The sequence below is a fragment of the Opitutia bacterium genome (genome assembly GCA_016217545.1).
Classification (GTDB): domain Bacteria; phylum Verrucomicrobiota; class Verrucomicrobiia; order Opitutales; family Opitutaceae; genus Didemnitutus.
In genome coordinates this window covers 618,007-642,442 of the sequence record JACRHT010000016.1, presented here as the reverse complement: position 1 = coordinate 642,442, position 24,436 = coordinate 618,007, and the positions used below count along the sequence as shown (strand labels likewise).

Below are 24,436 nucleotides of genomic sequence, written 5' to 3'. Positions count from 1 at the left end.
TGACAGCGGCCGTGCCGCCGCCGTGCTATCGCGCTTCCTCGCCCATGAGCGTCCCGTCCCAACTGCCGCTGTTTCACGTGCTCGGATTTTCCGGGCATCGGCAGGTGCCGAATCCGGAGGGTGTTGCCCGCGTGATCGGTGAAGTGCTGCGGTCGTTGCGGAGCGAGGGGGCGGGAGAGTGGATCGTGCTGTCGTCGGTGGCGGCGGGTTGCGACCAACTCTTCGTGGAACAGGCGCGCGAGATCGGTTGCTCGTGGCATGCGATCCTGCCGTTGCCGCGCGCGGAGTTCGCGAAGGATTTTTCTTCGCTGGAGTGGGCAAAGGTGGAGGAGCTGCTCTCCGCGGCGGAGCATGTGCGGGTCATCACCGAGAACGGCACCCGCGAGGACGCCTACCTCGATTGCGGCATTGAGACCGTGAACGGTGCGGACGTGCTCCTCGCCGTGTGGGACGGCCAGCGGGCGCGCGGCAAGGGCGGCACGGCGGAAGTGGTGGCCTACGCGCGCGATCTCGGCCGGCCGTTGGTGCTGATCGATGCGAACACGCTGGAAGTTCGCCGCGAGAATTTCGCCCGGCTCAAGACCGAGGACGCGCACTTCGCGGCGTTGAACAATCTGCCGCCGGTCGCCGAGGGCTGGGCCACCAATCCGTTCGGCGCGCCCGCTGAGGTGCTCGCGTTTCAATTCAAGTGCGACCGCGCGGCGATGCTGGGCTCGCCGCAGTTTCGCCTCCTCACGGTCGGCACGGTCCTGCTCCACGTCGTGGCCACCTTGGTGGCGGCCAGCGGCCTCGCTTTCGGTCTCCACTGGATAGGCCTGCCTTGGATCAAGCTGATGTGTTTGCTGGGCGCGCTCTTTGTCGCCGCCGTCCTCCGTCATCATCACACGCACCACAACTGGGTGCGCTGTCGTCTCGCGGCGGAGTTCTGCCGGTCGGCCCTGTGCACCTGGGGCCTGCCACGGGCGACCCCGCTGTTCAACGATATCGATCTCACCGGCATGCGGGAACTGACCCGCACGCTCCACATCCTGCACTCCCGCTCGACCTTCGCGCGGCAGGTCGGACTCGACGAGTTTCGCTCCACCTACCTGAAGTGCCGCATCGACGATCAGCTCGCGTATTATCGCAAGCAGGAGCGCAAGGCGCTGCCGCAACTGAAGCGCCTGCGTCTCGGATTCGCGGTCGCGACGATGCTCGCGATCGGCTGCACGGCGCTCTACGCGCTCGACCACACGTTGCACCTCCACCTGCTTTCCGAGGGCATGGAGCAATTGGTCTTTGCGTTTCTCCCGATCACGTTGCCCGTGGTCGCGGCTGCGTTGATCTCCTTCGTCTCGATCAACGATCTGCAACGGCGGGTCGCGCGCTACCGCGAGATGTGCGCGATCCTCGAGGAAGGTCGCACGCAGCTCGCGCATTCGCCGACGTGGAACACCTTGGAGCGGGTCGTTTCGCGGACGGAACGCGCGTTGCTCCAGGAAGTGCTGGAGTGGCACTCCATCACGAGCTTCAGCGAGTCGCACTGATCCCCGCAGGACGGGATTGAACTTTCGCTTCGTGGGGGCGAAGGGAGGTAAACGAGGCGCCGGGTTCACGGGCCGGACGGCTAGATTGAATTTTTCGGATGAACCGCGCGTCGTAACACCGGTCAAACCTCCTACGATGAACGCCAAATCCGTTTCCCTTTTTGCGCTGGGCGCGGTCGCTTTGTTCGGCGCCGCCAGCGTGATCGCGGCTGATGCTCCGTCCGCCGCCGTGACCGAACCTGAAATCGTCGCCCCGGCCGTGCAGCCGGACCGCATCATCTACTCGGGTCAGTTGCCGAGCGTCGCGCAACTGACGCAAACCGCCCAGGCACAGGGTCTGACGATCGCCACCATTTCGCAGACCGCGCGCGACGTCACGGTGACCTATCGCCTCGCCAACAACTCCACGCGCACGATCTCGTATCAACTGCTGCCCGATTCAGAGTCGGCCGCCGCCGTGCCGGCCGCGCCTGCGCCGGTGGTGGAGACCGCGCCGCAGACCGTGCAAGTCGTCGAATACGCGCCGCCCCCGACGGTCGTGTATCGCTACTACGATCCCTATTACTACGACCCGTTCTACTGGCCGCGCGGGCCGGTGTCCGTGAATTTGGGCTTCGGCTGGACGTTTCGCGGCGGCCACGGCGGGCACCACCACGGCCGGCACTGAGGTAACCTGAAACCAATTTTCCACGTCGAGGATTCACCATGAACAACATTCGTCTCTCCTTCGCCGCGCTCGGCGCGAGCGCGCTTCTCCTCTCTGGCTGTGTTGGCACCGGTCCCAACACGCAGCAGGGCGCCGTCGCTGGCGGTGCGATTGGCGCACTGGCCGGCGCGATCATCGGCAACAACTCCGGCAGCCATAATGCCGCCAGCGGTGCGCTCATCGGCGCCGCGGCCGGTGCCATCGCCGGTGGCACGCTGGGCAACGCCGCCGACCATCAGCGCGGCACGCTCTACGGCAACTACGACCAAGCCTACGCGTCGCGAGTCGAGACGGCGGCTCCGACTCCGCCGCCGGTGCCGGTCGCTCCGGCGGTGCAAGAGGTCGTCGTCGCCGCGCCGACGCCCGAGGCAATTTGGGTGCCCGGCTACTGGAGCTATCGGCCGCGCGGCTACGTGTGGGTGTCGGGACACTGGGAAATGCCGCCGCCCCATCACCGCACCTACGTCGTCGCCCACTGGGAGCGCCGCGGCCACCGCACTTACTGGGTCGAGAGCTACTGGCGCTGACCGCGTCGCGTTGGGCTGATTCTCACGGCACGGCTTCCGTTGGAGCCGTGCCTTTCGCCTTCTCGGGCAACGCTGGTCAGCGGGCGGACGAATTTTCCTTCGTCTCAACGAATGCGAAGCGCACGCTCTCCACGGCGATGGCCGCTGAGGTTTCTCCTCGCGTGGCGATGCGGATTTCCGCGCCGGCACCGGCCTTGAACGGGAATCTTCCAACCGTGATCCACTCGGAATGGATGGCGGCGGAAAGATCGACGCTCGCTCGGCCGGCGGCATGTCCGACGACGCACGTCATCGCACCGCCGGGAGCGCTGCACCGAACGCTGACTTCGTAGTCGCCGTCGCGCGGGAGAACGGGGAGCCACGTTGCGGCGTGGTCGTCCGCAGTGGACGGAGCGGTTGCTGCCCGGGCAAAAGCGGTGCTGGTTGCATCGAACACGAGAATCTTCGGCGCGAAATAATTCCGGGCACTCGCGAAGGCGGGCTCGATGCCGGCGCCCGTGCGGATTGCCGTCGCAGCGGCCGCGACGCTCGGGGCGGAGAGCGGCTGCGCAGGCTCGACGACGTTGTCCTTGCCGTCGTTGCGCCACGCGTCGGTGTCGGCGAAGTTCCGTTCGACGCGGTTGTGCTGGATGTTCGGGTTCCAGATGAACAGCCAGCGGATCGCGTCGGAGATGACGTTGTCGTGCACGTGGACGCCGCTGGTGAACTGGTCGAGGTAGATTGCTCCGCCGGCCTTCGTCTGCCGGTCCGGAGGCCGCATGTGCTCGACGACGTTGCCCGCGATCTCCGAGCCGGGCAGCGCGTCGGTCGTGTAGATGCCGCCGCCGTCGTCGAGGCGGCGCATGTAGTTGCTCACGAGATTGTGCGTGATGACGTTGCCGCGCGAATCGCCCGGAGCGGGCGGAGCGCCCCAGCCCCAGCCGTGGCTGATGCCCGTGTAGGGCACGTTGACGATCTCGTTGTGCGCGATGACTGACGCGTCGGTGTAGTAGTTGAGAATCGCGACCGATCCGAAGTAGTCCTCGCCGAGGTGCGCGAGGAAATTGTTCGCGATGCGGTTGCGGCGCGGGAAAAGGCGGGGCGAGGTCGGGCGCGCGGCATCCTCGCCGATCTCGATGCCGCCGGCTGCGAGGTCGAAGAACGAATTGCCCTCGATCACGTTGTCGTCGCCGCCGTGAGTGAACATCACGCCGGTGCCGCCGAGGCGGGCGAAGCGGCAGCCACGAATGACGATGCGGTCGGCCGTGAAGGCCTGAAACGCCGCCGGCACGCGGTCCTTGCGCTGGTTGTGCCGGTATTGCCCGTCGGCCGCTGCGGCGGGATCGGCCGGCACGAGCGAGTTGGCCTGCACGTCGACGAAGCCGGCGCGGTTGGGCCGCGTCCAGCCGGTGTAGGCGAACGTGAGGCCTTCGAACCGCAGGTGCTGCACGGGCGCGTCGAGCCGGCCGTCGAGCACGACCAGGCTCTCGAGCTCGGGGCGGACGATTTCGGCATGCGCGACGTCCTCGCCGGCGCGCGGCAGGTAGCGCACTACGCCGCGCACGCGGTCGAGGTAGAATTCGCCGGGCGCGTCGAGGAACTCGGGCGCGTTTTCGAGCCAGTAGCTGCGGCCGAGATAGACGCGGTCGCCTTGCGGCTGTTTGGTCACGGCGTCCCATTCGGGCTCCGCAATCACGGCGCGGACGAAATCCGGGCGTGAGTCATCGGCGACGCGTGCGATGCGCAGGTGCTTGTGCATCCAGGCGACCAGAACGGATACCTCGACCTCGTTGGGGCGAACAGTGACGCCGGAAAAAACACCCCGCGGCAGATCGAAGCCGTCGACCTGTTTCTCCCCGGCGAGTTTCAGCATCTGGCCCTCATTGGGCGTGCGGGCGCGGATCGCCCGGCGTCCGTCGATCCAGAGTTGGCGGAAATCGGTTTCGCGACTGACCTCGGTGCTGAAGCCGCTCGCGCCCTCGCGTTGCCAGCCGGTCACGCGACGGCCGCCGCTGAGGATGACTTCCGCGCCCGGTGCGGCGCGATAGACGACGTCGTGACCATTTCGCCCGGAGTCCTCGGGAGAGAAACGAATCGCCGCGGGCAGCTCATAGATGCCAGCGGCGATTTCCACGACGATGTCGCCGGTTTGTTCGCGCGTGTCGAGGTCGGCGTGCACGGCTCGGCGCGCCCGGTCGATCGTCGCAAATGGCGCAGCGGCGCTGCCGTCGTGTGAATCGTCGCCGCGCGGCGCGGGAGCGACGTGGTAGACGCGCGCGGTATCGGCGCCGAGGCGGGCTGTCGCGAACAGCGCGAGCGTCACGATGAGGACGCGAAATTTCATGCGGCGGCGGTTCCCGCGAGGCGTGGCTGCGCGCGCCAAAGCATCAGCGCGGCGAGGGGATGCAGGCACGCCAAGCCGACAAAGACCGGCACGTAGCCGGCGCGTTCGATCAGCGGGCCGGCGGCGAGATTGAGGAGCAGGCCGCCACTGGCGCCGACGGCGCCGAGGAGGCCGGCGATCGTGGCCGCCGAGGTTTTCGGGAAAACGTCGGCCACGAGCAGACCCTGGCCGAAGAACCAGATCTGGCAGACGATCGCGACGAGCGAGATCAGCACGAGCGCCCATGCGATCGACGGCGCGAAGGTCGTGAACGCCCCCACCGGGGCGAACGCCGCGGCAAGCGCGAACATCGTCACCCGCACGCGCACGGCCGAATAGCCGCGGGCGACGAAGAAGTCCGTCGTGCGTCCCGTCGCCATCACCGCGGCCGATGCCACGAACGACGGAATCCAACCGATCCAGCCGAGTTGCGGGAGCGATACGCCGAGGCGTTCCTGCAGGTAGCCGGGCAGCCAGAAGAGATGGAAATACCACACGGGGTCGGTGAGCGCGCGGGCGGCGAGCAGGAGCCACACGCGGCGGTCGGCGAGAATCACGCGCAGCGGCGGCGGATTTGGGGCGGACTCCGCTTCGCCATCGAAGCGCGGCGGGTTGCGGTCCGCCGCCCACCACGCGAAGGCGAGCGCAATGCCCGCGATGCCCGGGACGATGAACGCGAGGTGCCAGCTCCACCAGCCGGTGAGCGCGGCGACGAGCGGCGGCGCGAGGATGGCGCCGACCGTCGTGCACGGACTCAGCAGGCTCCACGCGAAGGCGCGACGCTCCTTGGGGAACCACGTCATCATCACGCGCTGGATGGCGGGGAACGCACCCGGCTCGGCCGCGCCGAGCAGTGCGCGCGCGCCGGCCAGTTGCCCGAAGCCGCTGGCGAGGCCGCTGAGAATGTTGGCGAGCGACCAGAGGCCGGTGAAGGCCGCGAGACTGGCCCGGGTGCCGAAGCGGTCCACGAGCCGCCCGCTCACGACGTAGAAAACAATGTAGGGCCCCATGAACGCGGTAACGAGCCACGAGTAGTGGATGTCGGTCAGCGCGAGTTCAGCCTTCAGCGTCGCCTTGAGGATCGAGAGCGTCTGGCGGTCGAGGTAGTTGAGCAGGCCGATGCCGAAAAGCAGGGCGAGCAACAACCAGGCGCGGCGACTGGGGCGGGGGAGGGTCATGCGGGGTGGGGCGCGGGGAGGAACGGAGCCAAGGCGGGGCCGCGGCGCGCGCGAAGGCCGGCGACGTTGAAATTGTTCAGCGCAGGACGGCGGGCACGGGATGGTCGCGCCAGTCGCCACGAATCTGGACGCTTTGCGGGTGATCGGGCAGGCCGAGGCTGCGGCTTTGCTCCAGACCGGTGACGAGGTCGACCGCGGCGCGCGCGGCGAGATCGTAGCGCTGCTGGATGCCCGGCAGCGCCAGCGGGTCGTCCGCCTGCCAGTTCGCGCACCAGACGCGGCCGGCGGCACGCAACTCGCGCAGGCGCGGTGACTCGATCTCGTCCCACATCTCGCGGCGGAGCAGGAGCACGCCGTCAGGCGCGTGTGTGCGCAGCCAGCTCGAGAACGATCGCGCGCCGCGCTGGTCGAGCGCGTAGATGAGCCCGCGCGCGCGGGCCTCGATCGGGTGATGCGTCATGAACGCCGCCTTCACCGCGCTGTCCGTGCGCTGGTTGATCTCCTCGGTCAGGACGATCGCCGGCGACTTCACGCCCGCAGCGGTCATGCGCTGCAGGCAATCGCAGACGGCGTGGTAGTGGTCATGCGCGACGCGGTGCAGCTCCACCGGCCAGCGCGCGTGGCCCAATACGACGCACGCGAAGTGTTCCCACGCCAGTGCGTAGTCGGCGGCGACTCCCTCGATGCTCGGTGTGAAGATGACGCTCTGGATGCCGCGAGCGCGAAGGATGCCCGAGAGTCGCGCGCCGCTCAGGCGATCCTCGTCGGGCCAGAATTCCTCGATGTGGTAGCCGCGCAGTTGCGCGCGCGCCGCTGCACCGTCGCGCACTTGCACGAAGAAACCCTCGGAGCGGGTGGCCGCGCGCCGCCCTTGCATCCAGACGAGCGCGATGCGGCCGGAGGAGGGCACGGCCCGGCCGCGCCCGATGTGCGCCATCAGCGCCGAGATCTGCGGGTCGGGACGGTAGCCGAGTTTTTCCCCGACCGCCTGAATGCGCCGGCAGGTGGCGGCGGGGATGCTCGGGTGATTGCGCAGGGCGTAGGAGACGGTGGAGACGGCGACGCCCGCCTGGGCGGCGATGTCCTTGATCGTGCAGCGGCGTGGGGACGTCATGGGCTGAACGAATTCAGTGGCAGCCGCGTCGCGGGGCAATGGTGCAGTGCGGGGCGGGCTCATTTCGCGGCGGTGTCGACGGTCAGGAGGCCGCTGAGCGTGAGGCGCTGCGGCGCAAAAGCGGCCGTGGGCTCGAGGGCCTTGCCGGCGCGGGCTTTTATTGCTGCTTTGTCGACGGGACGCGCGCTCAGCTCGATGCGCACGTGGTGGCGGCCGGCCGTGAGTTCGTGGGGGAAGAACCACATCGTCTGGCGGCAGAATGTGGGCGTGACGTAGGCGTCGAAGAACGTGGCGCGCTCGGGCGGTTGGTTGTCGATGGTCACGACGAACTCGCCGCTGTCGGGAGCGGCGATGCCGAGCAGGCCGAAGCGCGTGCCGGTGAACTCCCATTCGAGCGCGGCGCCAGGCGTCGCTGTGCGCCAAGTTGGCGGCAGGAGGGCCTTCGTTGCGCCGCGGAGGTTTGGGTCATCAAGCGGCACGGATGCCCACTCGCCGCGGAACAAGGCCGGCTCGATCTCGCGCAGCGTCGCGCGCTCCCAGTTGTCGGGATGCAGCGGGGGCGGGAGGCCGGGTCCGGCATGGCGGGTCGCGAGGAACTGCGGGAGCGCTGCGGCGAGCTGTTCGAAGTAGACGCGATGGCCGGCGGCGGTGGGATGCACGCCGTCGAGCGAGAAGGCGCGGTCGACGTCCGTTGCGGTGCCTTTGAAGACGAGTTCGCCTGCGGCGACGCGGCGGGCGACTTCCACGCCGAAATGCAGCGAGGGGATGCCGTAGTGCGCGGCGACGGTTTCCATCGCGGCTGCGGCCGGGGGCATGCGTCCGGCTTGGAGCTCCGCGAGGCCGGGGGTCGAGAGGGTGTAGACGAAGCACAGATCTGCGTCGGGGTTGGCGCGTTTCACCTGGCGCACGATGCCCTCGATCGTCCGCTCGATGCGCGCGGGCGGTGTGGCGGCGTCGTTGACGGCGAACTCGACGAAGATGACGTCGGGACGGTGCGCGATCACATCGCGGCCCACACGGCAGGCGCCGAGGTCGGAGCCGGTGCCGGGCACGCCGGCGGCGAGTTCCACGATGTTCGCGCCGGGCAGCAGCGTGCGCAACCGATCGACCGTGAGTGTGCGCCAGCCGTCGGCGGCGGCCGTGATGCTGCCGCCGAGGAAGGCCACGCGCAGTTCGTGCGCGCTCGCGGCGCGGTCTGCCGCGTGTGGCCAGCCGTCGCGGATGTGCAAGGCGTCAAGCGCGCCGGCGGTCGTTGCCACGGCCAGTGCGCTGAGCGCGAGGATGCGGTGGACGAGACTGCGGGCGCGGAGGCTCACGGTTATTGGGCCGGTCCGTAGGCGCGGACTTCGAAGATGCGCGCGTGGTCGATGCCGTTGGTCGCGTGAACGGCGATGCGCAGGCGGCTCGCCACGAGTGGGCGATCGAGACGGTGAACGCGTTTGCGGAGATAGTTGCCGGTCACGCGGAGCGCGGTGGCGCCGTCGAGCAGGACATCGTAATCGCGCACGAGTTCCGGCTGTGGACCGCGGATGATTTTGCGGGTGGTGGCATCGCTCGCGCTGAGCGTCAGCTCGCGCTGGAAGCCGGAATCGAACGTGAGGTGGACCTCGGCGATTTCTTGGGGCGTGTCCCAGGAGAGCTCGAGCCAAGCGGGGAGGGAGGCGGATTCCCAGCGGTGGGTCTGCCCGTCGGCCCAGGCGCCGAGCGTCGGAAGGTATTCGCGCGTGGCGCCGTCGAGCACGAGGGTGGCGGCGGCGTTGGCGGCGGCGCTGGAGGCACTCGCCTGCGCGCGGGACGCGAGATTGGCGGGATCGGCGGCCCGAACGCCCGGCAGGAAGGCGTCGTCGCGGAGCAGGCGTTGCTGCAGAGCCACGAGGGCGGTGCCGGAGAAGTGTTCCGTGAGGGAGCGCGGTGCGGCGGGAGCGTAGAGCGCGGCGGCGGTGCCGACGGCCTGTCCCATGACGGCGCAGGTGGCCATCACGCGCGTGCTGGCGAAGGCGACGTGCGTGGCGCTGATGTTGCGGCCGGCGAAGAGCAGGTTGCCGATGTTGCGCGAGCAGAGCGCCCGCAGCGGAATCGGATAAACGTGCTTGAGGTGGATGTGACGGCACGGGGCCTCGTCGATGGCGTCGATGCCGCTCGGCGGGTGCAGGTCGAGCGGCCAGCCGCCGAAGGCGACGGCGTCGGGAAACGCCGGCGCGGACTCGAGGTCCTGCTGCGTGAGCACGTGGTGGCCGACGAAGCGACGCGATTCGCGCTTGCCGGGCACGGCGCCGACCCAGTCGAGCGCCCAGTTCGCCGAGCCGGGATGGTCGCCGGAGTTTTTCACGTAATCCCAGATGCCGAGCGCGATCCGGAGCAACTCGTGGCGGATCGTGGCGTTGTCTTTCAACGTATCCAGCTGGCCGCCCCATTCGGCCCACCAGTAGCCGTATTCGTAGCCGTCGAACGGACGCAGGCGGAACTCGTGTTTTTGGAATTTGCGCGCCCAGGCCGGAGCGCGGAACGGCTGCGGCTGTTCGTGACGGCGCGCGGTGAACATGATGGAGCTGCCGAGCGTCTGGCGGTCAGCGGCGTCGAGGGCGAGCGGTTCGCCGAAATCGCTCTTCGCCTCGCGGCCAACGGTGAACAGCGCGCCCGCCTCGCTGCCGAGCCGGCCGTCGCCGGAACAGTCGGCGAAGACGGGGGCGTGGATGCGGAACTCGTCCTCGGTCGAGTGGCGCACGGCATCAAGCGAGACGATGCGGCGCGTGCCGTTGCCGCTGTCCTCGGTCGCGCACCCGGTGCAGACCGTGTCGAGGAGCAGCGTGATGTTCGGCTCGGCGGTGACCTTTTCGTAGAGCAGCAAGTCCCACTGCGAGTAGGAGCGGTGCGGGTTGCGGCAGGCGTCTTCGAGGCGGAGTTCCTCGATCAGGCCGGATTCGCGCGCGCCGGGACGTCGGCCGTGGACGTCGGCGCCGACGACGTGCATGCGGACTTCGCTGGAGGCGTTGCCGCCGAGGACGGAGCGGTCCTGGACGAGGACGACTTTGGCGCCGTTGCGGGCGGCGGCGATCGCGGCGCAGACGCCGGCCAAGCCGCCGCCTACGACGACGAAGTCGGTGTGAAGTTCGTGACGGGTCATCAGGAAAGGGAAATCAGGGCACGGCCGGGCGCGGCGTGGCAGGAGCGGCGGTGAGCGTGAGTTTCGCGGGTGGCAGTCCCGGAGCGCGCGCGGTGAGGACGATCGGGCCCGCGGTTTTCGTCGTTTGGACGATCACCTGCGCGAGACCGTTGAAGAGGCTGCGGCGGGTGCCCTTGTCGGGTTCGTGGCACGACGGGTCGCCGTTGCCGACGCCGATGATGCGACCGGGGCCGGAGAGTTCGAATTCCACGGCGTCGCTCGCGGTCGGCACGAAACGGCCTTCGCTGTCGCGCGCGGAAACGGTGACGAGAGCGCAGTCCTCGCCGTCGCCGCGGAGTGTCGCGCGGTCGGGCGTGAGCGTGATTTCGGCGGCCGGGCCGGCGGTTTCGCTTTTCGCGGAGCTCACGCGCTGACCGGCGCGATAGCCTTCGGCGCGGAGCGTGCCGGCTTGGTAGACGACGGGCCACTCGACGTAGCCGCCGCGCGGGACGGCTTTGCGGCCGAGGCTCTGGTCGTTGAGGAAGAGTTCGACTTCGTCGGCGTTGGTGTAGGCGCGGACGGCGATCGGCTCTTTGTCGCGCACGGCCCAGTTCCAGTGCGGCAGGAGGTGCAACACCTCGCGGTCGGACCACCAGGCTTGGAGGAAATGGAAACTGTCCTTGGCGAAGCCGCACGTATCCAGGACGCCGAACTGGCAGTTGATCGCGGGCCAGTCGTAGGGCCACTGCTCGCCGCGCCAGTCGAAGGCGGCCCACATCAGCACGCCGGCGACCCACGGGCGCGCCTCGAAATAGGGCAGCCATTGCTCGTTGCGCGAACCCCACGGCGGGACTTTGTCCCCGTAGGCGGTGACGTAGGCGCGGACGCGGTCTTCAATGTAGATGCCGCGCGTCGAGACCGCGGAGGATTCCTCGCTGCTGATCGCGGGGATGTGCGGGTGATCGGCGTGGAATTTGTCGACGTCGCCGAGTTTCAGGTAATTGAACCCCATCACGTCGACGATGTGCGAGAACCCTTTCCCCCAATCGGCGTTCATCGGCATCATGGTCTGGCGTGTGGGGTCGAGTCGTTTCACGAGGGCTTGGATGGTGCGCGCGATCGGTTCGCCCCACGGCTCGCCCTGCATGCGGTCGCGGAATTCCTCGTTGCCGAGCGACCACAGGACGACGCTCGGGTGATTGCGGTCGCGGCGGATGAGTCGCTCGATCTGGCTCAGGGTTTCGGGCGTGTCGTCGAAGCGGCGGTTCTCATCGACGACCAGCAGACCAAGCCGATCGCAAGCTTCGAGGATCGCCGGCGAGTGCGGGTGGTGCGCGGTGCGATAGGTGTTCGCGCCCATTTCCTTCAAGCGGCGGATGCGAAATTCCTGCACGGCGTCGGGCACGGCGGAGCCGACGCCCGCATGGTCCTGGTGCACGCCGAGGCCGCGAATGACGTATTTCTTTCCGTTGAGCAAAAAGCCCTGGGTGGAATCGAAACGGATGGTGCGGATGCCGAAGGTCGTCTCGTAGCGATCGGGCACGGTCGGCTCGATCGGGGCCGCGACGATAGGGCGCACTTCGGAAACGAGCCGGTAGAGCATCGGCGTCTCGGGTGACCAGAGTTGTGGCGCGGGCACCGTGAGCTGTGGCGTCAGCGTCGTCTCGGCCCCGGCGGCGATTTCGAACTCGGATGTCGTCGCCTCTGCGATGCTGCGTCCGTCGGGATCGAGCACGCGCGAAACGAGCATCCCGCGGGCGGATTGCGCGCCGGAGTTGCGCACGGTGGTTTGCGCCTGCACGGTGGCGGTGCCGTCGGGCGCGAGCGTCGTTGAAACAAAGGTGCCCCAATGCGCGACGTGGAGCGGCGGCGTTTTCACCAGCCACGTGTGGCGGTAGATGCCGGCGCCCTCGTAGAACCAGCCCTCGGTGCGCGAGGCGTCGACGCGAACGACGAGTGTGTTGCGGCCGCCGAAGTGGGCGAAGGGCGCGAGGTCGAACTTGAAGCTGCTGTAGCCGCTGACGTTTCGGCCGAGGCAGCGGCCATTGAACCAGACGAGGCAGTTGCGGTAGACGCCGTCGAACTCGACCCAGAGCGCGCCGCCGCGGTCGCTCGCGACGAGGTCGAAGCTGCGGCGATACCAGCCGATCGTGTTGCCCGACACGCCGCCGAGGGCCTGCGCGCTCTGGCCCATTTCGAGCGCCTCCCAGGAGTTTTGCGCGCCGACGCCAGCCCCCATGTTCTTGTAGCCGTGATTGCGCAGCGCCTTGGGGTTGAACGGCAGCTCGACCGCCCAGTCGTGCGGCAAGTCGAGTTGGCGCCATGCGCGATCATCGAAGTCGGGTTGGGCAAAGGCGACGGCCGGCGCGACGTTGATGTCGGCGGCCGTGCGGCGCAGCGGGACGAGCTTCGGCTCGTCGTCCAGATGGGCGCGGCCGGTGCGCTCCAGCGCGTCGACTTCGGGATAGGTGAAGATGGCCGGGTTGAGTCCCACCGGATCGCCGAGGTGGAATTTCCAGCCGAAATCGAGCAGGAGGCGTTCGCGATCCGCCCAGCCCGTCGCGGCGACGCCGAGCGAAGCGACGAAAACGAGAGCGCGGAGGAGCGGCCGCGGGCGGGGTGGCATGTCCGCACTGTCGCGAGCCGCCGAAGGTGGCGCGAATCGCGCCACACTGAAATCGCTCAGTGAACGGGAAGCCAGCCGAGTGCCTCGAGAAACTTGACCGCCGCGGCGAGCGTGCGGCCGCGGATGGGCTCTCCGCCTTCGCGGTAGGCGTAGAGCGGGTGTTTGCCGCCGGGGAACACGACGACGTCGCAGGTGCGGCGCGCCGTGCGGGCGGCGCTTTCGAAGGCGCGCAACGTCGCCAGCGGCGTCGCGCTGTCTGTGTCACCCATCAAAATGAGCGTGGGAGGCAGACGTTCCGGCGCGGCGCGAACGAGGGCGAGCGGGGAGAGTTCCGCGAAACGGTCGCCGAAAAGCGCGTGGCCGAAACCGGCCGGCCCCGTGTCGAGCACTGGATACCAGAGCAGCAAGGCATCGGGGCGAGGAGAGACGCTACGGTCGTCGGCCGGGTCGTCGGGTCCCGATGCCAGCGCGGTGATGGCAGCGAGTTGGCCGCCGGCCGAGGCACCCGCGGCGGCGATGCGCGCGGGGTCGATGCCGAGTTCGTGCGCGTGCGCCCGCACCCAGCGGAGCGCCGAGCGGGCGTCGGCTGCGCCGTCGAACGGCGTGGCGCCGTGCGCGGAAGCGATGCGGTAGTCGGCGCTGATCGCGACGAGGCCGCGGTCAGCGAAGAAGGCGCATTCCGGATAGAGCTGCACGGGCGTGCCGTGCGTCCAGCCGCCGCCGTAGAAGAACACGATCGCGGGCCGGCCGCGGGTGGGAGCCGCCGTGCGTTGGTCGGAGGGAGAGAAAACGTGAAGCTGCAGCGCCGTATCGCCGGCCTGCTTATAGAGCACGCGGCGAGGCGCGAACTCGCGCGCCGGTTTTGGCAACACCTCGCGCAGCGCGTCGAACCACCGCTGCGCCATCTTCTCCGCGCCGAGTGCGTTCGGGTGGACCTTGTCGGCGACGGTGTCGGTCGCCCAATCGAAACCAGTTGCCTGATCGACGAGGATGACGCGTTGCTCCGGACGATCCAAACGTTGCGCGAGAGTGGCGAGCGCGGCGTTCAGCTCGGGGAGGTAGGAGTATTTCGGCAATTTGCCGGCGGGAATCACCTGCGCGAGCAGCACGGTGACGCGTGGGTTCGCGGCGCGAAATGCGGCGATGAGTTTTTCTGTCGCGTCGACGATTCCCGGCACCGGCTGCTCCTCGACCGTGTGGTTGTGTCCGCTGTGGAGCAGGACGATGTCGGCCGGGTGGGCGCGAAAATGCTCGGGAATGGTCGCGGCGAGGAATTCCGTGTTCTTGCCGCCGTAGCCTTCGTGGGCGAGAGGGCCGACGCGGGTTTCGCTGGTTTGCGTGCCCACGAATTCCACGACGTAGCCTGCCGCGAACAGTTTCTCCCAGAGCGGAAAACGGTAGCAGGAAAAAAAGTCGGCGCCGGCGGTGATCGAGTCGCCCACGGCCATGAGGCGAACGGCCTCGGCGCGCGATGCGACCGCGATCAATAGCGCGAGCGCCGGCGCGAGCCAACGGCGGAAGGGGAAACGCGGGGAGCGAGACATGGGGGCAGCGTCCGAGCAAGCGCCCGGCGCACCAGCGAGGCGACGCCGAAATCGCTCAGGACGCGAGCGCGCTGGCGGCTGAGCGATTTCAGTAACGCAGCGGTTTTCGCGCGCGCGGACCGGAGCCATACGCAGGCAACCCCGTAAACCCCGTGTGCTGTTTTGCCCCGTCCGTTCTTCGTCCGTCGTCGGCTCTTGCCGACCGGATTGTCGTCGCGGGGCGCTGCGCGCTTGCGGAAGTCACCTAACCTCCATCCACCTCATCCCCCGACAATGAACATCTCCCGCTTTGGCTCCCGGGTTCTCGCCGCCGCCGGCATTCTCGCCAGCGCTCCCTGGCTCGCTGCGCAAGCGGTGCCGTCAAACACGACGGCGCCGAAGGAGGGCGACCCGGTTGTGCAACTTTCCGTCTTCGAGGTGCGCAGCCGTCGCGACTCGGCCTACGTGGCCGACAAATCCGTCGCCACGACGGGCTTCGCCACCGAACTTTCCAAGATCCCGCTCGCGATCAATGTCGTCACCGCGCAGTTCCTCGAGGACACGGGCGGCATCGGCTTCAACGGCGTCGCGAACTACCAGGCCGGCTTCACCACGGACCAAGGCGGCATGGACGGCGGCACGCGCAATTCGGCGGGCATCGATCCGACCGCGGGCTCCGTCACCGGTGGCGAACCGCTGCGCACCCGCATCCGCGGCCAGCCGATCAACATCAGCCAGCGCAACGGCCTGCCGATGAAGTTCGGCTTCGGCACCGAAAACGTCGACCGCGTCGAAGTCGCCCGCGGTCCCATGTCGGTGTTCATCGGCGGCTCGACCCTCGGTGGTGTCATGAATCTCGTCACCGCCAAGCCGCAGTTCACGCCAGCCTACAAGTTCGGCGTGCGCGTCGATTCCAACGAGAGCTACCAATTCCGCGCCGACCTCACGGGTCCGATCTACAAGGACAAGGTCGCCTACCGCCTGATCGCGCAATACAGCGACGACAACACGTGGCGCGACTTCAGCAACTCGACCACGTTCTACCTCAATCCGCAGGTGACATGGCGTCCGTTCGACAAGCTCACCACACGGCTCGAATACGCCCACCGCGACCTGCGCGGCAACATGGTGAGCAATTCCATGCAGTCCACCGCGGCCTACCAGGCCGACTACGACAATCCCTCGCAGGCGCTGCTCGACCTCGGCAAGAGCCGCGCCGGCGCCTTGGCCGGCATTCCCTACACCGTGGCGGAATATCGCACGCGTATCGCCCGCACCTTCGCCAACTGGCGCCTCGACAAGTTCACGCTCGATGGCCGCTGGCGCTCCCTCGGCGAGGGCGAGAGCTTCACCGCGGGCGACTGGGCGAGCGGCTACGACGCCAACCATTTCGGCGAGCACGACTTCTTCTCCACGAAATACGATCTCGTCGAAGGCGAGGCCAACTTGATGGTCACCGATTGGCTCGAAGTCCGCGCCGTCGGCCGCTGGGCCGACCAGCACAGCTACACGACCTTCTTCAGCAACGCGCTCCGCCGCTACCCGGACGGCAGCACGCCGCTCCTTTCCGCCACCACCACGGCCACCAAGCGCGAGGAGATCCCGCTCACCGGCAAGCTCGAGGCTGTGTTCACGGGAGAATTCCTGAAGGCGAAGCACAAGTTCCTCGCGGGCTACGAGGCGGCCTACAATCAGGCTCGCTCGGTCAATCCGACCTTCAACTTCGCGAACCTCGCCGCCGTCACGGCCTCGCCCAACGTCACGGGTTCGCCGGCCAGCCTCACCGGTTCGAACATCCTCAACTACTTTGACCCGCGCGTTCACACCGTGCCGAACTACGAGTCGATCCTCACCTGGGCCGACGATACCCTCGCTCCCGGCGTCACCGCCCAGAGCTACTCGCGCACCTACCCCGAGGCCGGTTACGCCGCCTACAGCGGCAGCTTCTGGAAGGACCGCATCACGGCCTTCGGCGGCTATCGCAACACGCGCATCCAGCAGGATTCCTGGAACCTCGACCGCGATCGCGTGCGCCTCCAGCGCTTCCTCCACACAGACCAGACGACCACGGATTCCTACACCGTCGGCCTCGTCTATGAACCGCTCCCCGGCATCAACCTCTATGTGAGCCAGAACGTCGGCACGGAAGCCGTGCCCGCCGGATCGCTCATCAACGCCGCTTCCGGCTTCACCGCGCTCGTCACCCCGGAGGAGCGCGCCGCCAATCCCGTGCCCGATCTCGAGGGCCTCGGTCGCGAGGCCGGTCTGAAGGTCGAGTTCTTCGACCGCCGCCTCATCGGCCGCGTCGGCGTTTTCGAACTCACCCGCCACAACACCGTCATCATCGACAACGAGCGCACGGCCAACGATCCGCGCAACGTCGGCACCGCGGTCGATCCGAATCCGGCCACGCAGAACCTCGCGCAGACCGCCAAGGTTCAGTGGAACCGCACCATCGACGGCAACACCTCCGCCGGCATCGAAGTCGGTTTCACGTGGATGCCGAATCGCAACTACACGATGAGCTTCGAGGCCAGCCACCTCTGGACGAACAAGCTCACGCTCTCCAAGCCGCTCGCCGGCACGGCCGCCACGGCGCAGTCGATGATCGACTACTCGATCCTCAACGGCCGCCCGCTGGACAATACTCCGGACGACACGGTCCGCGTCTGGCAGAAATACAACTTCACCGAGGGCAAGTTGAAGAACCTCTGGCTCGGTCTCGGCGTGCGCTATCAGACCTCCGTCATGCCGGCCGCCAGCAACTCCTCGTGGGGCACCGTGCTGCCCGGCTGGACGGTGTTCGACGCCGCGATCGGCCACCGCGTGACGGTCGCCAGCCGTCCCGTCGATTTCCAGCTCAACGTCGAGAACGTGACCGACAAGCTCTACTCCGCCGGCGGCCGCACCTGGTCGAACCCGCGCACGTTCACCTTCTCCGCGACCACGCGGTTCTGAGCGCCGAGCTTTGAGAAATCTCTCGCGGCGAAAGTCTCGCGACTTTCGCCGCTTTGCATTTAAGAACCCGCATGCCGATTCTCGTTCGCGCCGAATACTCAATCGGTGACCTGCTCGTGCGCTACGTCGCGCCCGAGGATCGTCCCGATGCGTGGGGCCTGATGCTGCTGCCGCTCGCGAAAGCGAGCGACGCAGTCGCACCGCGCGAGTGGCTCGATTCGCCCGCGATCACGCAACTGCCGGCACCGTGGAATCGCACGCGTGCGTGGGAAGTCGACCCGCTCGTGCACGCCCACGTCAGCGGCGACGTGTTGCCCGGAGGCTTCGCGAACGGCCGCACGCTTCGGAACAGCGCGACCACCGCGAGCTTTGTCGTGCGCGATCACCGTCGCGAGGACGCGGACGGCAAAGTCGTGCTCACGACGGTGCTCGCAGCCGATTGCGACCTCGTGTGCCGCCACGAGTTGACGGTTGATCCTCGCACCGGAGTCGCGACGGTGCGGGTCTCGGCCGAAAACCCAACGCCACGGCCGCTCACGCTCGATTTCCTCAGCGCCTTTTCCCTCGGCGGCCTGACGCCATTCGCCGCCGACGATGCACCGGGACGGTTGCACGTGCATCGCTTCCGCAGCGCGTGGAGCGCGGAAGGGCGACACGAGGAGCGCTCGGTGGAAGCGCTGCACTTGGAGCGTTCGTGGACTGGCCACGGCGTGCGCAGCGAACGTTTCGGCCAAGCGGGCTCGCTGCCGGTGAACGGCTGGTTCCCGTTTCTTGCGCTCGAAGATCGCGTTGCGGGTGTGACTTGGGCAGCGCAACTCGCCACGCCCGGCACGTGGCACCTCGAAGTCTATCGGCGCGCCGATCAAGTCGCGCTCTCGGGCGGCGGCCCCGATCGGTTGCACGGTGAATGGCGACACACGCTCGCCCCGGGCGGCCGCGTCGAGGCGCCCGCGGCGATTCTGACCGCCGCCGTCGGTGGTGTGGTCGAGGCGTGCGACCGGCTGCTGGACGCTGCGCGATTCCGCGCACAGCCGCTGCCCGCCGGAGAGGCGGAGCTGCCGGTGGTGTTCAACGAATGGTGCACGTCGTGGGGACACCCGACGCATGACTCGCTCGTCGCGCTCGCGGACCGGCTGGCCGGCAGTGGCGTGCGCTACCTCGTCATCGACGACGGATGGGCTGAGCGCCCGGGCGACCAGTTTCAGCAGAACGGCGACTGGCGCGTGAACCGCCGCGCGTTTCCCGGCGGCTTGCGCGCGACGTCGGACGCAATCCGCGCGCGAGGGCTGGTGCCGGGGCTTTGGTTCGAGTTCGAGGCGATCAATCCCGGCTCGAACGCGTGGAACGAGACGGCTCATCAAATCCACCGCGACGGCGCGCCGTTGCAGGTTGGTGCGCGGCGTTTCTGGGATTTTCGCGACCCTTGGGTGCACGAATTCCTCGCTGAGCGCGTGATCGCGCGGCTGCGCGACGACGGCTTCGGTTATCTCAAGGTCGACTGCAACGACTCGATCGGCCCGGGCGTCGACGGACCGCTATCGCCGGGCGAAAATCTCCGCGAGCATCTGGCCGGCGTGCAGCGGTTCTTCGCGCGTCTGCGGCGCGAGTTGCCGGATCTCGTGATCGAGAACTGCTCATCGGGTGGACATCGTCTCGAACCGTCGATGATGGCGCTGACGGCGATGAGTTCGTTTTCCGACGCGCACGAGACGCCGGACATCCCGCTGATCGCGGCGAATCTGAATCCGCTGGTTTGGTCCGCGCAGAAGCAGATCTGGGCGGTGTTGCGCGCGAGCGACAGTCCGGCGCGGCTCAGCTATTCGCTCGCGGCCACGTTCCTCGGTCGAATGTTCCTCTCGGGCGACGTGAGTGCCTTGGACGATACGGCGTGGCGGAGGGTGACGGAGGCGATAGCGCTCTACCGCGAAGTGGCGCCGTTGATTCGCGACGGAATCGCGCGCTACCGGCGAACGGGAGGCGAGTCGCTGGCGCATCCGATGGGAAGCCAGATCGCGACTTTCGTGTCCCCCGATGCGCGGCGCGTGCTCGTCGTCTGGCATGTATTCGCGGGCGCGGCTGTTCCGTTGCAGCTTGCGCTGCCGGCCGGTCGAAAGTGGCGCCTCGAGCGAACCTTGGGCGATGCGGCCCCCGCGCGGGTGGAGACAGCGACGGTGGTCTGGCAGCCGAGCGCCGAGTGGGTGGGGGGCGTGATGCTGCTCGGCGCTGACCCCGCCTGAGGACGCGGGGCACTACGGGGTGCCGGTGTGGTTTTCGCGATCCTCCGCGTCGATTTGCGCGGCGACTTCGGGGCGCACGCCGTGGGAGGTTTGGAGGCCGAAACGGCGCTCGAGGTATTGTTCGAACGTCAGCCACTCGCCCTCGAACTGGATCGTGCGCGACCACGCGCACATGATTACGAGCTGGCGGGAGCGTTCGTAGCGCCAGAGGAGCCACGCAACGAGGGCGCAGAGCGATGCCTCCACGATCCAGCTGAGATACATCACTTGATCGCTGCGCCGCGCTGCTGCGGCCAGGACGGCCGCGTCCTGTTCACGGGCAAGACGCTGGCTGGCGATGAGCGAATCGATGGCGGCTTGCACGGCTCCGGCGCGCACCGCGTCGCGGTGTGCTTCGCTCCATTCGCGCACCCGGTTGAACTGGCCGGCGCGGGCCCACGCGATCAATTGCGCGATGTTGGTGCGGCGCTGTTCCAGGAGCGAATCCAGCGTCTCGAGCGACGGCGCGAGTGCTGTGTCCGTCGCGAGCTCGGCGCGCAGGCCGGCGAGGCGACGGCGCAGCGCGTCTTCGGTGGCGAGTGCGTCGTCGAGATACGAGGAGCGCCACGTGGCGAGGAAGATTTCGGCCGCGGCGTCCGCCTGCGTCGCGGCGGCGGAGAGTTCCACAAGGGCGAGATCGAGCGCATGGGCGTGCGCCTGCCGGGTGGTGGCGGAGGCGCGTTCGCGGCGGGCAAAGTGGGTGGCTTGCCACGACCACGCCACGCCGAGGAACGTCGCGAGGATGCCGAGCCAGAGTGCACGGCGGAACCACGGCGAGCGCAGGGGCTCGCGGGCGCGGGGAGAGTCACCGGGGGAGGAGTTCATCGCTCTTCTGCTGACCGCGGCGGCCCGTCAAGGTTGCGCGCGGGGCGCGCCTTGGGCTCAGGCGCCGGCCAGTTTGCGGGTGATTTCGTCCGTGAGCTTCTGGACGAGCGCTTCGACTTCGGGATTCGGGGCAGCTTCGCGCGCCGACGTGGGCGATTCGCAGACGGCGCCGGGGCGGAAATCGGTCGTGTCGCACAGTTCGCATTCCTTCAGCGAGGCGCGCGGGTCGGGCATGCCGAGTTTTTGGCGCAGGTTGATCAAATCCTTCAGGTGCTCGGTGCTGAAGCGGTGCAGTCCCGTGCCGAGACCGGCGGCGATCCAGACGGTGCGGCAATAGGAGTCGATGTTCTCCATCTTCCAGTAAGCGTCCTCGACGTCCTTACCCCACACGATCACGCCGTGGTTCTGCATGAGCACGGCTTGGTGGTCGCGGCCGACTTCGCCGACTTCATCGGCGTTGGCGGCGGTGCCGGGCGTCTGGTATTTCGCGACGCCGATCTTGCCGAGGAACACTTCGGCCTCGGGGATGAGGCACGAGGGAATCTGCGCGTTGGCGATGGCGAAGGCGGTGGCGTGCGGCGGGTGCGCGTGCACGCAGGCCTTGGCGGCCGGCTGGCGCTTCATGATGCCGAAATGCGTCTTCGCTTCGCTCGTGCGCACGCGCGTGCCGGCGAGCTGGTTGCCGTCGAGGTCGACGAGGCACATATCGTCGGGCTTCATGAAGCCCTTGCAGATGAGCGTGGGCGTGCAGAGCGCGAGGTTGTCGCCGACGCGGATCGTGATGTTGCCGCCGTTGCCGTCGGTGTAGTCGCGCGTCCAGAGGCGCGAGCCCATGTCGCACATGCGCTGCTTGAGGACTTGGATCGCGGGCGAGTTGAAGAACTTTTCGATCTCGGCCGGCGTCTTCGGATCGGTGCCGGGCGTCCACTTGAATTCGTAGTCGGGGATCGACGGGGCTTTGGGCGCGCTGCCGTTGCGAGCGGGCGCCGCGTGACTGGCGGTGCCGTTCGAGTGGGCGCGGCCGGCGTAGCGGGTGCGTTCGTTGACGAAGTCGCGGGCGGAGGGCGTCAGCATGGCGTCGGCCGGGATGGCCTGGCCGGACTTGGTGAGCGCTTCGACTTCGCTGAGAGTGAGGACTTGAGGCATGAGGTGGAAAAAAACTGAGAGCTGAGAGTCTAGAGCTGAGAGAGGGGGAAATTAGCGCAGGGGCTGGTAGTCGATTTGGTCGACGAGGCAGGCACTGTAGGCGTCGACGGGGGCGTCGCCTTCGAACGGCTGCGAGGCTTCGGCGCCTTCGGTGAAGCCGATGATGCTGCCGACGTTCGCGCCGAGTTCATCGAACACCACGAGCGAGGAGCCGGGGGCGAGCGGGGCTTTCGGGGTGTCCTTTGGCATCGCGCGCGCGGCGGCGGCGAATTGCTCGCGGGTGAACGGCTGCACGATCAAGAGGCTGCCGGCCGAGTAGACGGGCTCCTTGAGTGTGAGCGTGACGCGGCCGATGACAGTGCCGAGGCGCATGGGTTTGGCGGAGTAGCGAGTAGCGGGTAGCGAGTAGTGAGTAGAAAAGCAGAGCGGTATCAGGCGTGTGTGTCCTGAGTGTCGACGATGCCGATGATCAGGTTTCGCAACGGCGTCTTCGGATCTTTGACGAGCTGGCGCGTGGCCGAGCCGTCGGTGGAGAGAATCACGCGCTGATGGAGGCCGGCGCCGAGCGGATCGACGGCGAGGACGGGCGTGCCCTCGTCGCGGCCTTCGGCATCGAGGGGCTGGCAAATCACCGTGCGCGTGCCGGCCATGCTGGGATGGCAGGCCGCCGCCACGATGGTGCCGTCGATGCGCGCGTAGTTCATCGGCTCAGTAGATCCGGAGGTTGTCGACCATCACGCAGCGGCGCGTGCGGGTGAACGTGCGGGGCGTCGTGATGCCTTCGCCGGTCGTCGTGGCGATTGAGTAGGAGAGGTAGCCTTCGCCGCCGAGGCCGAGGCCGGCGGTGCAGGCGCCGTTCTTGACGAACAAGGTCGTGTCGAGCGCGCGCGCCATGGCGGTCATGTGGTCGACGTTGAGCGAGTGGATGATCGCGGAGTGCTTGTAGCCGTGCTCGGCTTTCACCGCGCCGGCGATGCCTTGCTCCACGCTCTTCACGCGGATGATCGGCAGCATCGGCATCATCTGCTCCTCGTAGACGAAAGGATGATTCTCGTCCGTCTCGGCGAAGAGCAGCGGCGTTTCGGCGGAAACCTCGATGCCCGCATGCTTCGCGAGCACGGCGGCGTCGGCGCCGACGAGCGCGCGGTTCAGCACCGCGTGCGAGCAGCCACCGGCGTCGGGCTTCATCGAGAAAGCGACTTTCGTGAGGCGGTCGAGCTGGTGGCTGTTGAGCTGCTTGGCGCCGTGGCGCGAGAGCGCGGCGATGAAGGCGTCGGCGCAGGATTCGAGCACGAAGACTTCCTTTTCGCCGATGCAGAGCAGGTTGTTGTCGAACGCGGCGCCCTCGATGATCTTCTTGGCGGCTTGTTGGACGCAGCCGGTGCCGTCGACGAGGACGGGCGGGTTGCCCGGCCCCGCGCAGACGGCGCGCTTGCCGGATTTCATCGCGGCGGCGACGACTTGCGGGCCACCGGTCACGCAGAGCATGCGGACTTCGGGGGCCTTGCAGAGGGCGTCGAAGGATTCGAGCGACGGTTGCTCGATGGTGCAGACAAGATTCTCGATGCCGAGCGCGGCCTTGATCGCCTCGTTGTAGGTCGCGACGGCGAGCGCGGCGGACTTGGCGCCGCCCGGGTGCGGGTTGAAGACCACGGCGTTGCCGGCGGCCACCATGTTGATGATGTTGCCGGAGAGCGTCGGGATGGAGTGCGTCATCGGCAGGATCGCCGCGATGACGCCGTAGGGCGTGAACTCCTCGAGCGTGATGCCGTGGTCGCCGCTGCGCGCGTCGGGGCGGAGCCACTCGACGCCGGGGACGAGCTTCACGATCTCGAGCTTGCCGACCTTGTCGGGCAAGCGGCCGATCTTGGTCTCGGCGAATTCGAACTTGCCCCATTCCTGCGCCTTTTGGCTGCAGAGGGTCTTGACGATCTCGATGACCTTGGCGCGGCCGGCGATGCCGGCGGCGGAGAGCTTCAAGAAGGCCTGGTGCGCGCCGGCGCAGGCGGTCGGGGCGTCGGCGAACACGCCGGGGCGGCGGCCGCTCACGATGGCGGGAGCGGCGTAGCTCGCGGGAGCCGGCGCGGCCGCGGGCGAGCGGCCGAAGGTTTTGACTACTTCCTCAACGACGCTGCGAACCAGCGCTTCATCAATGGCGAGAGACATGGTCAGGCGAGACGGTTGCCGAGCACTTCGACGGTATCGACGAGGCCGATGACGGCGGCGTCGATGGGGAGGGATTTCATGCCCGCGGCCTGCCGGGCGGAGCTGCCCTGGCAGAACAGCACGAGGTCGCCCGCGCCGGCGCCGAGCGAGTCGACGGCGACGATGGTGTTCGAGCCGGGGCGGAACTGCGCGGGCTTGGCCTCGTCGACCAACATCGGGCGCAGGAGCAGAAGTTTGCGGCCGCGCATGGTCTCGTCCTTTTTGGTGGAGACCACGGCGCCGATAACGCGAGCGAGGAACATGGGGCGATGAAGTTGAGAGCTGAGAGTCTGGAGCGGAGGGCCGACCGGTAGGGCGCGTCGTCCCGACGAGCCGGGCGTGCGACGCGATGCGCAGCGGC

18 protein-coding genes are annotated in these 24,436 nt (G+C 68.0%); 5 read left to right on the top strand and 13 right to left on the bottom strand.

Going from position 1 to position 24,436, the window contains the following annotated elements:
• Positions 1-44 precede the first annotated feature (44 nt).
• From HZA32_15065 to HZA32_15055, 3 genes are all read left to right on the top strand, one after another.
• Positions 45-1,526: a hypothetical protein gene (locus HZA32_15065; GenBank protein MBI5425398.1), complete on the top strand. Its 1,482-nt coding sequence runs from the start codon at positions 45-47 to the stop codon at positions 1,524-1,526.
• A 136-nt stretch (positions 1,527-1,662) separates the two neighbouring features.
• A complete protein-coding gene (locus HZA32_15060) occupies positions 1,663-2,193 on the top strand; it encodes a hypothetical protein (GenBank protein MBI5425397.1) in 531 nt (176 codons plus the stop codon).
• A gap of 38 nt (positions 2,194-2,231) precedes the next feature.
• Entirely contained in the window at positions 2,232-2,759 is a 528-nt protein-coding gene (locus HZA32_15055) for a YXWGXW repeat-containing protein (GenBank protein MBI5425396.1), read from the top strand.
• A 76-nt stretch (positions 2,760-2,835) separates the two neighbouring features.
• Here HZA32_15055 and HZA32_15050 read toward each other — a convergent pair whose 3' ends face one another.
• The 7 genes from HZA32_15050 to HZA32_15020 form a co-directional block, all read right to left on the bottom strand.
• Complete coding sequence (locus tag HZA32_15050) at positions 2,836-5,082, bottom strand: right-handed parallel beta-helix repeat-containing protein (GenBank protein MBI5425395.1); 2,247 nt, start codon at positions 5,080-5,082, stop codon at positions 2,836-2,838.
• On the bottom strand, positions 5,079-6,299 hold the full coding sequence (locus HZA32_15045) for an MFS transporter (protein ID MBI5425394.1): 1,221 nt from the start codon (positions 6,297-6,299) through the stop codon (positions 5,079-5,081). Before HZA32_15045 ends, HZA32_15050 begins: the two co-directional genes overlap by 4 nt.
• Before the next feature lie 76 nt (positions 6,300-6,375).
• On the bottom strand, positions 6,376-7,413 hold the full coding sequence (locus tag HZA32_15040; GenBank protein ID MBI5425393.1) for a LacI family DNA-binding transcriptional regulator: 1,038 nt from the start codon (positions 7,411-7,413) through the stop codon (positions 6,376-6,378).
• A 59-nt stretch (positions 7,414-7,472) separates the two neighbouring features.
• Positions 7,473-8,729 carry an SGNH/GDSL hydrolase family protein gene (locus HZA32_15035; protein MBI5425392.1) on the bottom strand — a complete coding sequence of 419 codons (1,257 nt, stop codon included), beginning with the start codon at positions 8,727-8,729 and terminating at the stop codon, positions 7,473-7,475.
• Positions 8,730-8,731: 2 nt separating this feature from the next.
• Positions 8,732-10,537: an FAD-dependent oxidoreductase gene (locus HZA32_15030; protein MBI5425391.1), complete on the bottom strand. Its 1,806-nt coding sequence runs from the start codon at positions 10,535-10,537 to the stop codon at positions 8,732-8,734.
• 13 nt (positions 10,538-10,550) lie between these two features.
• Positions 10,551-13,142 carry a glycoside hydrolase family 2 protein gene (locus HZA32_15025; GenBank protein MBI5425390.1) on the bottom strand — a complete coding sequence of 864 codons (2,592 nt, stop codon included), beginning with the start codon at positions 13,140-13,142 and terminating at the stop codon, positions 10,551-10,553.
• A 56-nt stretch (positions 13,143-13,198) separates the two neighbouring features.
• A complete protein-coding gene (locus HZA32_15020) occupies positions 13,199-14,686 on the bottom strand; it encodes an alpha/beta hydrolase fold domain-containing protein (protein MBI5425389.1) in 1,488 nt (495 codons plus the stop codon).
• Positions 14,687-14,959: 273 nt separating this feature from the next.
• Between HZA32_15020 and HZA32_15015 the strand changes: the two genes are divergently transcribed.
• Both HZA32_15015 and HZA32_15010 read left to right on the top strand, forming a co-directional pair.
• On the top strand, positions 14,960-17,623 hold the full coding sequence (locus tag HZA32_15015) for a TonB-dependent receptor plug domain-containing protein (protein MBI5425388.1): 2,664 nt from the start codon (positions 14,960-14,962) through the stop codon (positions 17,621-17,623).
• Between the two features lie 71 nt (positions 17,624-17,694).
• On the top strand, positions 17,695-19,860 hold the full coding sequence (locus tag HZA32_15010; GenBank protein MBI5425387.1) for an alpha-galactosidase: 2,166 nt from the start codon (positions 17,695-17,697) through the stop codon (positions 19,858-19,860).
• A 12-nt stretch (positions 19,861-19,872) separates the two neighbouring features.
• On the opposite strand, the gene HZA32_15005 is transcribed toward HZA32_15010, so the two are convergent.
• The 6 genes from HZA32_15005 to HZA32_14980 are packed head-to-tail and all read right to left on the bottom strand — an operon-like array spanning position 19,873 to position 24,338.
• A complete protein-coding gene (locus HZA32_15005; protein ID MBI5425386.1) occupies positions 19,873-20,724 on the bottom strand; it encodes a hypothetical protein in 852 nt (283 codons plus the stop codon).
• A gap of 57 nt (positions 20,725-20,781) precedes the next feature.
• The gene (locus HZA32_15000) at positions 20,782-21,870 is read right to left on the bottom strand and encodes a class II aldolase/adducin family protein (GenBank protein MBI5425385.1); all 1,089 of its coding nucleotides are present in this window, start codon (positions 21,868-21,870) and stop codon (positions 20,782-20,784) included.
• A 51-nt stretch (positions 21,871-21,921) separates the two neighbouring features.
• Complete coding sequence (locus HZA32_14995; protein ID MBI5425384.1) at positions 21,922-22,242, bottom strand: ethanolamine utilization protein EutN; 321 nt, start codon at positions 22,240-22,242, stop codon at positions 21,922-21,924.
• A gap of 59 nt (positions 22,243-22,301) precedes the next feature.
• Complete coding sequence (locus tag HZA32_14990) at positions 22,302-22,574, bottom strand: EutN/CcmL family microcompartment protein (protein MBI5425383.1); 273 nt, start codon at positions 22,572-22,574, stop codon at positions 22,302-22,304.
• Between the two features lie 4 nt (positions 22,575-22,578).
• The gene (locus HZA32_14985; protein MBI5425382.1) at positions 22,579-24,036 is read right to left on the bottom strand and encodes an aldehyde dehydrogenase; all 1,458 of its coding nucleotides are present in this window, start codon (positions 24,034-24,036) and stop codon (positions 22,579-22,581) included.
• A 2-nt stretch (positions 24,037-24,038) separates the two neighbouring features.
• Positions 24,039-24,338, bottom strand: coding sequence for a EutN/CcmL family microcompartment protein (locus HZA32_14980; protein MBI5425381.1), 300 nt, complete (start codon positions 24,336-24,338; stop codon positions 24,039-24,041).
• Positions 24,339-24,436 lie beyond the last annotated feature (98 nt).